This window comes from Sulfurovum sp., from assembly GCF_041562805.1.
GTDB lineage: Bacteria > Campylobacterota > Campylobacteria > Campylobacterales > Sulfurovaceae > Sulfurovum.
Genome location: NZ_JBFFOH010000055.1, coordinates 1 through 14,255 on the forward strand (window position 1 = coordinate 1; position 14,255 = coordinate 14,255).

12 protein-coding genes and 1 pseudogene are annotated in these 14,255 nt (G+C 36.0%); 3 read left to right on the forward strand and 10 right to left on the reverse strand.

From position 1 onward, the window contains the following. The 5 genes and pseudogenes from ABYK33_RS08155 to mqnE form a co-directional block, all read right to left on the reverse strand. Positions 1-272 (reverse strand): annotated as a pseudogene (locus tag ABYK33_RS08155) (ATPase); the annotation flags it as partial. A gap of 131 nt (positions 273-403) precedes the next feature. Further along, complete coding sequence (locus ABYK33_RS08160) at positions 404-1,489, reverse strand: hypothetical protein (protein WP_373032616.1); 1,086 nt, start codon at positions 1,487-1,489, stop codon at positions 404-406. 9 nt (positions 1,490-1,498) lie between these two features. After that, entirely contained in the window at positions 1,499-2,068 is a 570-nt protein-coding gene (locus ABYK33_RS08165) for an aminodeoxychorismate/anthranilate synthase component II (RefSeq protein WP_373032617.1), read from the reverse strand. 1 nt (position 2,069) lies between these two features. Continuing rightward, the gene (locus tag ABYK33_RS08170; protein WP_373032619.1) at positions 2,070-2,543 is read right to left on the reverse strand and encodes a phosphoribosyltransferase; all 474 of its coding nucleotides are present in this window, start codon (positions 2,541-2,543) and stop codon (positions 2,070-2,072) included. Further along, a complete protein-coding gene (gene mqnE / locus ABYK33_RS08175; protein WP_373032620.1) occupies positions 2,524-3,585 on the reverse strand; it encodes an aminofutalosine synthase MqnE in 1,062 nt (353 codons plus the stop codon). The genes ABYK33_RS08170 and mqnE overlap by 20 nt, the downstream gene beginning before the upstream one ends. A gap of 86 nt (positions 3,586-3,671) precedes the next feature. Between mqnE and ABYK33_RS08180 the strand changes: the two genes are divergently transcribed. Genes ABYK33_RS08180 through ABYK33_RS08190 form a run of 3 tightly spaced genes read left to right on the forward strand, consistent with a single transcriptional unit; the run spans position 3,672 to position 8,412 of the window. Continuing rightward, positions 3,672-6,143, forward strand: a complete 2,472-nt coding sequence (locus ABYK33_RS08180; protein ID WP_373032621.1) for a nucleotidyltransferase — start codon at positions 3,672-3,674, stop codon at positions 6,141-6,143. Position 6,144: 1 nt separating this feature from the next. Then, positions 6,145-7,953: a glutamine--fructose-6-phosphate transaminase (isomerizing) gene (glmS, locus tag ABYK33_RS08185; protein WP_373032622.1), complete on the forward strand. Its 1,809-nt coding sequence runs from the start codon at positions 6,145-6,147 to the stop codon at positions 7,951-7,953. Positions 7,954-7,971: 18 nt separating this feature from the next. Next, positions 7,972-8,412, forward strand: coding sequence for a bacteriohemerythrin (locus ABYK33_RS08190; protein WP_373032623.1), 441 nt, complete (start codon positions 7,972-7,974; stop codon positions 8,410-8,412). An 84-nt stretch (positions 8,413-8,496) separates the two neighbouring features. Here ABYK33_RS08190 and ABYK33_RS08195 read toward each other — a convergent pair whose 3' ends face one another. From ABYK33_RS08195 to ABYK33_RS08215, 5 genes are all read right to left on the reverse strand, one after another. Next, on the reverse strand, positions 8,497-9,198 hold the full coding sequence (locus tag ABYK33_RS08195; protein WP_373032625.1) for a choline/ethanolamine kinase family protein: 702 nt from the start codon (positions 9,196-9,198) through the stop codon (positions 8,497-8,499). Beyond that, positions 9,195-9,836 carry an ATP-binding cassette domain-containing protein gene (locus ABYK33_RS08200; RefSeq protein WP_373032626.1) on the reverse strand — a complete coding sequence of 214 codons (642 nt, stop codon included), beginning with the start codon at positions 9,834-9,836 and terminating at the stop codon, positions 9,195-9,197. The genes ABYK33_RS08195 and ABYK33_RS08200 overlap by 4 nt, the downstream gene beginning before the upstream one ends. Then, positions 9,820-11,451 (reverse strand): ABC transporter permease subunit, encoded by a 1,632-nt coding sequence (locus ABYK33_RS08205; RefSeq protein ID WP_373032627.1) that lies wholly within the window; start codon positions 11,449-11,451, stop codon positions 9,820-9,822. Before ABYK33_RS08205 ends, ABYK33_RS08200 begins: the two co-directional genes overlap by 17 nt. Before the next feature lie 2 nt (positions 11,452-11,453). Beyond that, complete coding sequence (gene thiB, locus ABYK33_RS08210) at positions 11,454-12,458, reverse strand: thiamine ABC transporter substrate binding subunit (RefSeq protein ID WP_373032628.1); 1,005 nt, start codon at positions 12,456-12,458, stop codon at positions 11,454-11,456. 18 nt (positions 12,459-12,476) lie between these two features. After that, positions 12,477-14,255: TonB-dependent receptor (locus tag ABYK33_RS08215; protein ID WP_373032629.1), on the reverse strand; the 1,779-nt coding region annotated here is incomplete at its 5' end.

Sequence of the window (14,255 nt, forward strand, 5' to 3'; positions counted from 1 at the left end):
CAGCTAACAGCTTTAGCTAATGAAACATCACCTGGCTTAGAATCTCTAAAAAGTACCAAATCATTTTTACCTCTTTTACCAAAAAGCATATCTGGTTTTGCAACCAATGCCTTTTCGTTCAACCATGTGTTTGCTTTTGCAGCTTCTGTTAGTTCTGATCCGTTTTGCACCATAACTGTTTCATATGCATAAGTAAAATGTGGGAAATACTTATCCCAATGTTTTGCTAGAATTGACTTTGCGTCATACTCTCTAATCGCCTTTTGAGCCATCGAGTTCTCCTTTAGTTTAGTTCTTAATAGTCTAGCAGGAGATAGATTTAACTTTTGCAAAAGTAATATAAAATATAAGTAGAAAGTAAATATTGTGTATATTAGAAACAGTTTCTGAAGATATAAAGCACTTACTCAGGACAAGGGAGAATTTTATAATATCTGAGCTGATAACGTTCTCTTCCATGTGCACCATCGTAACACTCGATACCTTCAGACTTTAACTCTTTTGCCAAAAGATAGGGTTTATATATACGGTGTGCAAAATGTGTTCTAGTATCATCCAATACCAAAAATAATAATTTGTGTCCCACAATCAGAAAAACACTCAAAGCCAGAAATGACATCACAACGATAAAGCCACGTTTATAACGTTTTTGGAATTGTGGTAAACGCACACCTATCGAATGATTGAATACATCCAACATCAGCACAATAGCGATCATAACATAAGGAGCAAAATCCGTAATATTGACACGTTGCCTAATAGATAGAAGTAAAGAGAAGGCCAGTGCTGTAAATGATATATACCATATCAGTGTCTTTTTCTCTCTAAGCAAGATCCGATACATCGCAAAGAAGAAATAAAGAAACAATAGTGGTGAAAAAACCGTAGCATACAATCCAAATATCTCTACAAAGTGTCCAGAAGGTCGTCCTCCTATCTCTATGCCTTTAGCCAAATAGAGAAAAGCCAAGAGAAAGCTAAGTGAAAAAATAGCCAGTTTCTTCTCTTTATGCATCACAGAGTAAAGCAACACCGCAACAAAGAAAATAATAGACGCTTCATGAATGAAAAAAAGTGCAAGCATAATCGGAGGGAGTAAAAGATAGTGTCCTTTTCCATGCAGTATGACAAAAAGTAACACCAGTGGTAATACAAGTATGGCTACATTCACCAAGGTTGTTGCGGTGAGGATTCCAGGTAAAAACATAAAAATAAGTGTTGAGAGATAGACATCTTCATCTTTTTTAAAATAACGTCTGCTCAGCTCATAAAAAAGTCCAATACTCACAAACCCAAAAAAAATAAAAAAAACTCTGAAGCCTATAAAGCCCATTCCAAGACTATCACCCCACCTCATCAGTATACTTACAATATCGGTCGAAGTATAAAGTATCTTTGCTTCATGCGCAGTGATCGGAGTTGTTGACGCAAGATAAAAAACAGCTATAGCATAAAAAAAGAATGCTAAAAGGAAATGCTGCTTTTTCATTATATAGGCTTAGAGTTTTAGAAAGTTATCTAACATTTCATGTCCATGTTCACTCATGATGGACTCAGGGTGAAACTGTACACCGTATATAGGCTTATCTTTGATCTGCAGGGACATGATCTCATCATCATCTTTACTATGCGATGTTGCAATAATACAATCAGGCAGAGTCTCTTTTTTCACCGTTAAGGAGTGATATCGTGTAGCTCTAAACTCATTTGGCAATGATTTAAAGATAGGTGTCTCTGCATCTACAATGATCTGTGACGTTTTCCCATGCATCATATTTTTAGCTCTTATCACATCTCCGCCAAAAGCCTGTGCAATACTCTGATGCCCTAAGCAGATACCAAAAATAGGTGTAGTGTCTGCAAATTCCTTGATCACATCCAATGTAACACCTGCATCATCCGGCGTAGCAGGGCCGGGAGAAAGAATGATCTTATCGGGATTCAGTGCTTTTATCTCATTTATAGTCATCTCGTCATTACGTATGATCTTTAAATCTGCACCAAGTTCCCTACAATACTGTACTACATTGTAGGTAAAACTGTCATAGTTATCTATCATTAATACCATTTTATATCTTCCTCTTTATATCTTCTGTCCAGAAAAATCCGATCCATTTATCTGCTTCCTGTACATACCAATCTGGAGCTATTTTAGCACTTTTCTTATAAAAAAGTGAAGCTGTTTTAAAGATCACTGTTGGATACATTTGACGTAAAACCTTCAAAACTTCTACTAAAGTGTCACCACTGTCTACGATGTCATCCACAATGAGTACGTTTTTAGCCTCATATAATTCTGGAATATTAAACACTTTAACACTTCCTAGTTTGGTTGTATCTTCATATCCAATAGTATTGATACTGTAGACTTCTCTGATATCATAATATTCTCCTAGGAGTTGCGCTAAAGACATCCCTCCTCTGGCAATAGCGATAATACTGTCAAATTTCCAATCTATCTTGTCTGTCAGGTCTTTTGTATCTGCTAAAAAATCTTCATAAGGGTAGTAGCATTTCTCCATCTTAGTAGGTTTCCAACTCATTATAAAGACTGTCACGTTCAATGGGTTGAAAGCCAGAGTTTTTTATAAGTGCTACAAAGTCATTAAGATCCATACCATGAGAACTTGCTGCACCTGCTGCAGCTTGTATAGACTCTTTTTCTATAGTACCGTCCAGGTCATCACATCCAAACTCTTGAGCAATCAGTGCTAGATTAACTGATGCAGTCACCCAGTACGCTTTAATGTGCGGAATGTTATCTAACATGATACGGCTGATGGCATAGGTTTTGAGTATCTCTTGTCCTGTAGGAAACTCTTTTACTTTAAGAAAGTTATTGTCTCTTTGGTACACGAGAGGAATAAATGCATTAAATCCTCCTGTCTTGTCTTGCAGATCACGCAGTCTTATCATATGGTCTATCCGGTGTGCTCTTGTCTCAACATGCCCAAAAAGCATAGTGGCATTACTCTCTTTACCACGTTCATGCCATTTTTGGTGTATCTCTATCCACTGGGCTGAAGTGACCTTGCCCTTACAAAGATATTCACGTACTTCTTCATCAAAGATTTCAGCCCCACCGCCAGGCATAGAGTCAACACCATTTTCTACCATCATGTCGATCACTTCATCGTAGCTATGTCCATACTCTCTGGTCAGGAAGTCTATCTCTGCTGCTGTCATCGCTTTGATGTGCAAGTCAGGAAACTGCTCTTTTATCTTTCTGAATGCACCCATATACCACTCAACGCCATCATTAGGATTGTGTGCTGAGACAATGTGCATCTCTTTTGCATCATTCTTGACAGAGTTTTTCACAATGTCTAAGATCTGTTCGTGTGTCATAGTATATTGGTTTGGATTTTTTCTGCTTGCAGAGTAAGCACAAAATTTACAGACATCTGCACATACATTGGTAGGATTTATATGTCTGTTGATATTGAAATAACTTTTATTACCATACTTTTCTCTTCGGATCTCATCAGCAAGTTCACCTAGTGTATAGAGATCCAAATCATAAAGTGCTTCACCCTCTTCCTGAGTGAGTCTTACTTTGTTACGTACTTTTTGTATCAAATCCATCTGAGTAGTCCATAGTTATTTTTGGGTATTATACCAAAGAACCTTCTGAATAACATTACGGAGAGTATAACATTACGGAGAGTATATTGGATACAGTTAAAGCCCAGATAGAAGAGTTGCTTTATAATAATGCTGCAGATTTTGAGATAGCTAAAGTACTCAAAAAAGATATTAAAACCTACTTTGACACCCTTGAAGAGGCATTTGCTACTTCGGGAGGAAAAGATTTTCTTGTAAAGCATACTAAAAAAATAGACAGCATTTTAAAGCTGGTCTATAAAGTCGCTGCCCGAGACATGTTTGGCGATTATCTTCCTATGAAAAATTCCATTCCTCTTGCACTTGTCGCATTGGGAAGTTATGGTAGAGAACAGCTCTGTGTACATTCCGATATAGACCTCATGATCGTCTACAAAGACGTACCTGGATATAACCTTAAAGAGATGATCGAAAAAATGCTTTACATCCTTTGGGATACTGGTTTAAAACTTGGACATAGAGTACATACAGTAGATGATCTGTATGGCGTGTCTCAAACAGATATAACCATTAAAACGGCACTGATTGAATCTCGTATGATTGAGGGATCGACATTCATTTGGACAGAAACACAAAATGCTATCACACAAATACGTCATGACAATATAGAAGAATTCATACGACTTAAGTTGGAAGAGCAAGAGATCAAACACCGTAAATACCCACTCACAATGGAACCAAATCTTAAAGAAGGAGTAGGTGGTTTTCGTGATGCTAATCTTGTTTTTTGGATAGGGAAAGTACTTTTTAATGTGGATAATATAAAAAATCTCCCCTCTGATATTGTGTCAGAGAAAGAATACCGAGCCTTTCGTATCGCTTTAGAGTTTCTTTTTCGTGTACGTTCTGCGATCCATCTTGTTGCAAAGAAAAAGGAAGATAAATTACGTCTTGATCTTATCCCTTATATTTCACGTTTACTTGGCTATGAAGACGGTAAAAAAGGGCAGATGCGTTTTGCTAAGAAAGTAACAGAAAGTCTTAAAACGATAAGACTCTACAGTATCATCTGGCTCGATACACTTACACATGAATACAAAAAAGAAGATGCAGGTAAAAACTACATCTACCCACGTGAAAATACACAAGATCTCAATGACATACTCATACAATTCAGAGACCATGCCGATAAATCTTTTTATGCACATCCAACATTATTACAACAACTCACCAGTATCAATAAACCTGAACGTCTTGACGAGACATTATACATTACTATCCGAACATTGTTCTATCAAGAGCATTGTTGCTCTATTTTTAAAGCACTCTCTTATGCAAAACTTTTGAGATACACTATACCCCCTATTAAAAAAGTCGTTGATCTACCTCAATTTGATGGATACCATAAGTATGCCGTAGATATACATTCACTCCAGTGTCTCTACCATTTGGAGCATATAAAAGACGCTTTTATACAAATGCTATGGGATGCACTTGAGAGTGATGAAAAAGCTATGCTGAAAATTGTTGTATTTCTACACGATGCAGGGAAAGGACGTAAAAGCGATCATCATTTTGTAGGTGCTTCTCTCTTTAAAATTTTTGCCAACAAGCTACATATAGACGATGCTCTCATTAAAATAGGAGAAACACTCATACTATATCATACACTCATGAGTAAAGTTGCCCAAAGAGAAGATATATATAATGAAACGATTCTACTCTCTTTTGCTTCACATTTTAAAACAAAAAAACTTTTGGACATGATCTATATCTTGACGTATGCAGATATGAAGGGTGTGGGTAAAGGTACCTATACTTCATTCAACGCAAGACTCATCAAAACACTTTACACACAATCTTTGGATATTTTGGACCAAAAGACTATGCTGGATGAAACTGAAAAACGTATCAAAAAAGAGACGACACTAAAACGTAATTCAGAGTTTCAGAATTTGAGTAAAATACAACAAAAAAAGATTTTAAAAATACCTTCAAATCTTCTATTTTTACGTTACGACACAAAACGTATACTCGCTGTAACTAAAAAAGCTTTTGAAACAGAAACTTATGAATTTGCCATCAACAATACAAAATATTTGACGATCGAGATCATAAGAAAAGATAATTTTAATTTAAGTTATCTGCTTTCAAAACTTTCAAGATTGGATGTGGTACATATGGATATATGTAAACTTTTTGATGGTCTTAAATATTTTAAAATAGACTTTTCTGAAACTGTAAGTGCAGAAGAAATTGATTTCATCGAGGAGATGATCCATAATGCATTTAAACCCAGTCAAAGCAGTACGCCACAAATTCCCCACATTCAGTCAAATGAAATTACAATTGACTGTGAACATTCAAAAACATATGCGCTTATGCATCTTGACTGTAAAGATCAAAAAGGTTTACTTGCGTATATTATCTATCTCTTTGATCAGATGGGTATTGACATTGCAACTGCCAAGATACATACCCTGAAGAACCGTGTAAAAGATATGTTCCTCATCGAAAGGAATGGAAACTTTTGTCATAATGTTGACACTATAATAGATAAACTTACAGGAAATAAATAAGATGTGTGGAATTGTTGGATATATAGGACCTAAAGAAAAAAAAGAGATATTGCTCGAAGGCTTACAAGAACTTGAATACAGAGGATATGACTCTGCTGGTATCGCAGTCATTGAAGGAAATAAACTTCATGACTATAAAGCAATAGGTAAATTGGAAAATTTACGTAATAAAACCAAGGCCTATAAGAGTGAAGGTTTTGGTATCTCCATAGGCCATACCAGATGGGCAACACATGGTAAACCAACAGAACTCAATGCTCATCCACACTTAGGTGCATACTCTTATGTCGTGCACAATGGTATCATCGAAAACTATCAAGAACTGAAAACTGAACTGCAAAACGAAGGTGTCAAGTTCCTGAGCCAGACAGATACCGAAACGATCGTACACCTTTTTGAAAAATATTACAATACATCCAATGAAGCTTTTTCTGCGTTTGAAAAAACGATTAAAAGACTGGATGGTGCCTATGCAACCCTTCTCATCACCGAGGCAGCACCTGACACCATTTTCTTTGCAAAAAATGGCTCTCCTATGCTGATAGGTTTTGATAACGATGAAGTCTATTTTGCTTCTTCTGATACCCCTGTTATCGGTAAAGCAACAGAAGTTTACTATCTTGAAGATGGTGAATATGGTTATGTTCAAGATGGCAAGGTACATCTCTTTAACAAAGATGGAAGTACAAGTTTCGCCACACAAACACTTTCTGCAGATAAAATACTTGCACAAAAAGATGGATACCGTTTCTTCATGGAAAAAGAGATCTATGAACAAAGTCGTGTCATGAGTGAAACCATGATGGGCCGTGTACTTGATGATGCAATTGCTTTTGATGAACTGGATGAAAAGTTCTTTGAAGGGATCTCTGCTATCAAGATCTGTGCCTGTGGTACCAGTTACCACTCTGCCCTTACCTCTGCTTACCTTTTTGAACGTATAGCAAAAGTAAGATGTGACGTTGAGATCGCTTCTGAGTTCAGATATAAAAAACCTTTACTCACAGAAGATACACTCTTCATTACCATTTCACAAAGTGGTGAAACTGCAGATACACTTGAGGCACTCAAAATGGCAAAAAGAGCTGGACTTAGAAGTCTTAGTATCTGTAATGTGGACAACTCTTCCATCGTGCGGGAAAGTGATGCTGCCATCTTAACAAGAGCCGGTATAGAAAAAGGGGTGGCTAGTACCAAAGCTTTTGCTACACAGACCATGGTGCTTTGGATGCTAGCACTTTATGTGGGTCAAGAAAAAGACACGGTTTCAAAAGAGGTACTCAAAACTGAAATAGGTGCGATGCTGCATACTCCAAAAGCATTGGTAGTCACTGATACCTTACATGCGAAACTGAATAGACTCTCAAAACGTTATTTACATGGACATGGGTTTTTCTTCATTGGTAGAGACATCTTCTTCCCTCTCGCACTTGAGGGTGCATTAAAGCTTAAAGAGATAAGCTATATGCATGCGGAAGGGTACCCTGCTGGTGAAATGAAACATGGTCCTATCGCCTTGGCTGATAGTGAACTGTTCACTATTGCACTTATGCCAAAGACCATGCACTACGATAAGATCAAATCAAATGTAGAAGAACTAAGTGCCAGAGATGCAACGATCTGTGCTATCTCTCCAGAGCCATTTGATTTGGCTGATGACTTCATACAAACAAAGTATGATTCACACCCGATGTTAGAGTTTTTTGAAATGATGGTAGTGACACAATTGCTTGCACTTGAAATTTCTGTAAGGCTTGGTAATGATGTAGATATGCCAAGAAACCTGGCTAAATCTGTTACGGTAGAATAAAATTATTAAAGGAAATCTATGCTTATAGATCATCATGAAATACCACAAGTCGATATGGACTTTATGAATGAAGTTCACAAAGAAGATGTAGATATCATTAACAATATTTTTGAACATATATTAAAATACGATGGCAGTGAAGAAAGTGCTCGAGTTATAGATGAACTCTATAAGGAGTGGATAGAACATACGGTCATCCATTTTCAAAATGAAGAGATCAAGATGCAAGAGATGCGTTTTCCTCCCTACCTTGCACATAAAGGGGAACATGACAGAGCTCTACAAGAGATGCGAAATCTCTTTTCCTCTTGGCAGCAGCAAAGAGATATCCAGACACTAAAGATCTACTTTATAGAAGCTTTACCTACCTGGCTTCAAACACACATCTCAACGATGGATACCGTGACTGCCCGTTTTTTTGCTACAGGTCAATCACCATGTGGAGGAGGCGTCTGCTAATTTAGCTTTCACTCTTGGAATCACTTGAAATGCTAAAAATACCTATGAAAGAGGTTTTTGAGTATTAGTCATTTTTACCCTTTATTATTGCGTTTTATTGTTTAAAAACCATTCTTTATATAGTTCAGTATAAAGTATTTTGTAAGCTCTTAATTTGTCTTCATTACTCTTTTTAGATTGAAAATAAGATTCTAAAAAGTATTGTTCTTTTAGGGGGCTTAGTTCAAACTCAACACAAACACAAGCCAAGTCAAAATACTTATCATTGACACCTGCATACTCCCAGTCTATAAACTTGACATCATTTGAGAAAAGTATATTTTTAGGATTCAGATCGTTATGACACAAAACTAATTCTTTATCATGTTGAGTAATGATTTCCAATGCTTGCTTTAGATCAGCAGATTTATTTTGAATCTTTATTTTTACAGGTTCTGCTTGTATGTGAAAACTATGTACTTTTCTTAATGTGTCCGCTAAAAGTATGAAGTCATTTTCACTCAAAGTATCTTTATGCACACCTTCTAAAAATGATGAAATCATCATACCTTTGTCTAGATCAAACAGAAGTAACTCAGAAGTAATACCTGCATCAAATGCAAGGGTATGCACCTTATACTCAAAATCTCTGTCTATGTCTGTACGTAAAAATTTACGAACTATATATTTTTTTTGATCTGCTATAACTAAATAGTTTTCATTACAAAAACTTTGTATTTCTACTGGTTCCCATGAAGTAATATGTTTTTCTTTAAAAAAAGGATGTTTTTTTAGTTGATCTATCATTGCTCAAAGATCTTTTGATTCTCTACTTTATACACTCTATTGGCAATACGTTCACAATCCTGGATCTCATGTGTGACCATGATGGTATGCAGGTTATTTTCAAGTGTTAGTTTTTTAACCAGATCAAGCATCTCAATTCTTGTATCTGCATCCAACCCTGTAAAGGGTTCATCAAGAAGTAATATAGGTTCACGTCTGATCAGTACACGTGCGAGTGCAACACGTTGCTGTTGTCCGCCCGAGAGCGATGAGGCCAAAGTATGTTCAAACTTTTCCAGTCCTACTTTTTCAAGTATCGTTTTTACCTTTTCTATATCTTCTTTACTGTTATTAAGTGTTTTACTTATACCTAAAAGTATGTTTTTCTGTACCGATAAGTGTTCAAAGAGATTATGGTTTTGAAATAGGATCGTGATAGGTCTTTTTTCAACAGATTCTTCTATCAACTCATTTTCATCTAATTTTATACTGCCGCTTGATGCATGTAAAAATCCTGCCAAAAGATCAAGAAGTGTTGATTTCCCACTTCCACTTTGACCTAGTATTGCTACGATCTCTTTAGGTTTTACGGACAGAGAATACTCATAGATACTATCAGCACTACTGTGCTGATACTTTAAATTAATGATGTTTAGCAACTGTACTCCTAAATAATCTTGGTAATAAAATAAATACACTCAATGTAATAGCTAAAAGAATCAATGCAACCCCGGCAGCATCACTTGTACGGTAAGAACCCATAAGCTGATACAAATACCACGGTAGAGTTAAAAAATCATCCGATCCAAACAATGCTATGATACCCAAATCACCCAATGAAAAACAAAAAGACAAGGCAAAGACATAGCCAATGGATGATTTTAAGTAAGGGTACTCACAATAGACCCATCGTTGAACTGTACTAAGGTTTAATGAGAAGACAAGCTTATCATACCTTTGTGCAGTCTTTTGCATTGCAGGTGCTAACACAGCCAATGCAAAAGGCAATGACATAAGTACATTTGCAGTGAGTAGTGCTATCGTAGACCATACGACGAGTGGCGCTTCATATTTTTGTGATAAAAGAAAAAATCCCAGTCCCATGATCAATGAAGGAATCGCAAGATAAAGGTTCCCCGAAAAAGAAACGATCGTGTTCAAAAACTTTGAAGATCTATTGTCAGATAAACGATGCCTCAGGGTAAAATTTCTTTTTGTATCACTTAAAAAGATTGCAAAGAGTACCGTCAAGATACTCGAGACTGTTGCAAGTGAAATACTTGTAAAAAAAGATTTGATAAAAAGAGGCTCTGCAAGTATTCTACCAAAATCGGCACCTATACCATCGACGATTATGGCCAGCAGAGGCAAGATAAAAAACAGTGCAAACAAACTTATGATAGCTACCTGAAACCGTTTTATATGTCTTGGTTCAGACCAAGGTATAATGAGCATACTTGTTTTTACATTGCCAACATTGGTTCTGAAATTAGAAGAGAAGATTACAAGCAAAGTAGTCATAGCCAATTGGATAAGTGCCAGTTTCAAAGCCATAGAAATATCAAAATCAAGTTTCACCGCTTCATAAATAGCCACTTCCAATGTATTGTATGCAGGTGACCCGCCAAGTACAAGTACTATGGCAAATGAAGTAAAACACAACAGAAATATGGTTGAAGCAATGCTTAAAAGTGTGGTACGTAAAGCTGGCCACTCTACGTAGATAAATCTTTGATACGTTGTAAAATTCAAACTTTTTGCAAGTTTGTATTTCTCTTTCGGGATAGATTCAAACACATGCAATAGTGACCTGGAAGCAAACGAAGCATTTAGATACACATGTGCTACCAAAATACCGCCTAAGCCATAAAGGTAAGATCCGAATGAATGATCAAACAATGTGAGGCTGAGTTGATTAATCCATCCATTACGTCCGAGTACGGCAATAAGGCCAAATACCACGATGAGTGTCGGTAACACCAAAGAGGAAGAGAACAGTGCCACCAATAAAGAACGCCCTTTAAAGTTTGACTGATGTGCCAGACTCCAGGCTAAAGAGATCCCTACCAATACCGATAAAAATGTAGATAAAAATGCTTGATATACTGTAAACTTCAGAAGAGAAAATACTCTGGCATCAAGTTGTGTCACAGAGGCATAATCTTGTGAAATGAAAAGTATAAAAAACAGTGAAAATGCAAATCCTATCAGCAGGAAAGATACAAAACCACCTGGTAGCAGTGAATATTTCAACCTTTTTACATCTTTGAACATCTTTATCTTTCCAGTGCTTTCAGCCATTCATTGATGATTGATTTTCTATTAAGTTCTACTGTTTTTCCATCAAGTAAGATCATTTTGGATGGCTGGGTGAGAGTCTCGAAAGCTTTAGGTAAACCCTGTTTTGTTTTGACAACAGGGTATGCCCAATTTCCAGTAGGGATGATATCAGCAAATGTTTCACTATGCATAAAATGTAAAAACTTCTTCGCCAGATCTTTGTTTTTAGAAGACTTGAGCATAGCTGCAACTTCTATCTGTCCATAATGTCCCTCTTGAAAATGTGCCGTTTTAAAGTTCGTTCTGTTTTCATCTATAATGTGATAAGCAGGAGAAGTCGTATAAGACAAGACCATATCTGCCTCACCTTTTAAAAACAAACCATAAGCCTCAGACCATCCTTTAGTGATAGTCAATATATGAGGAGAGAGTCTTTTCCAATACTCCCCTGCTTTCTCTTTATAGATCTCTTTGACCCATAAAAGCAAACTAAGCCCTGGTGTAGATGAACGAGGATCTTGGATGACGATTTTAAAATCTTCTGGCATAGAAGCCAGTGCTTCAAATGACAATGGTGGGTTTTTCACCTTATTTGTATCATACACAAAAGCGACATAACTGTAATCATACGGTACAAAATAATCATCTGTATATACAACAGGCAATTCTAAATTTGAAGTATTCATATCATGTGCTTCAAAAAGTCCGGTTTTATTTGCAGCTTGTGCTATGTTGGTATCTAGTCCAAGTAAGATGTCTGCCTTGGTATTTTTACCTTCAAGCTGTATCTTCCTTAATGCCCCTATGGAACTGGACATTCCTACAAATTTAACCTGACAATTGTGCTTTTTTTCAAAAGCTTCTTTTATCTTAGGTCCTGGCCCCCAAGAGAAAGTAAATGAATCATAGGTGTAGATGGTAAGTGTAGGTTTAGTATCACTTGCTAATGAAGTGATACTAAGGAGTAGAGTTAAAAGTAAAGTTTGGATTGGTTTAAACATCGTGTATTATAACACAGATTAAAAATCGTATGCTACTGTAAAACCAAATGTTCGTGGTGCACCTAACTGTGTAAAACGTGAAAATTCATAGTCAAGTCTAGGATCTTGATCCCAGAAAAAACCTCTTACATAATAATCTTCATCTGTTATATTTTTTACCCACACAGTCGCTGTCCAATTATCATATGTATACTCTAAACTACTATTAAATAATGTATAAGAGTCTGATTTTTCATTATGTGTGTTAGAAAAATAATAACTTCCTTTACCTTCTGCATTGGCCCTAAACATCCAATTTTCAATGAACATATAGTTGATTCCTATATTATACTGATATTCTGGTGCATGTGCAGGTGCTCTACCTTCTAAAAACGAATCAGTAGGATTTCCCTCATCATCATATGCAACATAATCATCAAATTCTGACTTTAATAAACCCAGACTAGCATAAAGATGAATATTATCATTAGGATAATAATCAAGTTGAGCTTCTAATCCATAGTAATGTCCTTCTGCCGCATTACTCAAATAGTCAACCCAGTCTTGTGGTCCTAATGGTTCATATATTTTAACTTGTTGGTCATCTCGTTTACCATAAAAGAGATTGAATCGGCTGATAAACTTATTATCGAGATAACTAGAGTTCAACCCAACATCAAGATTCCATAAAGTTTCAGTTTCATACTCTTTATCTTCTGGTTTCAGGTTATTATCTGCATTCACACCACCTGGTTTATACCCTCTAGATAAACTCATATAATATAAATGATTACTATCTTGTTGATATTGCAGTCCTATTTTCCCACCATATAAATTTTCATCTGTAGAGATATTTATAGCATCTGAATCAGAATAACTTACTTCCCATTTTTCAGCTCTAAGACCTGTTGTAAGTGTTAACTTTGGTGTTAATTCACTGTCAAACTGAGCATAGATTGCTCTGTTTTTTGTTTTATATTCATTTGTAAAGAAAACATAGTCATCTCCTTTTCTACGATTTCTAGTTAAGTCTTCTGTATAGTTTTTAAGAAATACTCCCATAGTCCAATCAGTAGAATTATCAAAAATACGACCCTCTTCATCTGATACCAATCTTACATCCATATCTGTTTGCTCACGATCTCTAAGATATTGGTCAAAATAGCTATATCCTCCATACGATGTATCATCAAACTGTCCAACATATGACCAATCTTCATCATAACTATATTCAAGGTCTGAATCACTATGGCTTACCTTAGATACTAAATGCATCTTTGGATTAACTTGATAGGTTGATGTTAAAGAAAATGCATCTGTTTCTTGTTTATCTTTCCCTCGTTCATCTGAATTCGTTGTTCGTGTATTATCAAGGCTAAAAGCATCATACCCATTGTCAATATCAAGATGAATATAATTCAAGTCTATCGTATGATTATCAGAAGCAAACCAGCGAAGATGTCCTTTCAGTGTGAGTTCATCAATATTATTAACATCATCTTGACTTATTAAATTATCCTCACTATCAAGATACCAATTATCCATAAACCCATCACTAGTATTTTTATATACAGAAATTCTACCAAGTAGTGTATCTTCAATCAATGTACCACCTAAAGCAGCACCAAATGCTTTTGTATTGTAGTCACCTATTGTTGCTTCAATATGCCCTTCAGTCTCTTTTGTAGGTTCATTACTTTGAATGTTTATTACACCTGCCATACCAGTTGCTCCAAAAGTTGTTCCCTGTGGACCTCTTAAAACTTCTATTTGATTCACATCAAACAATGTAACACCTAAAGCACTCTGACTAAATTC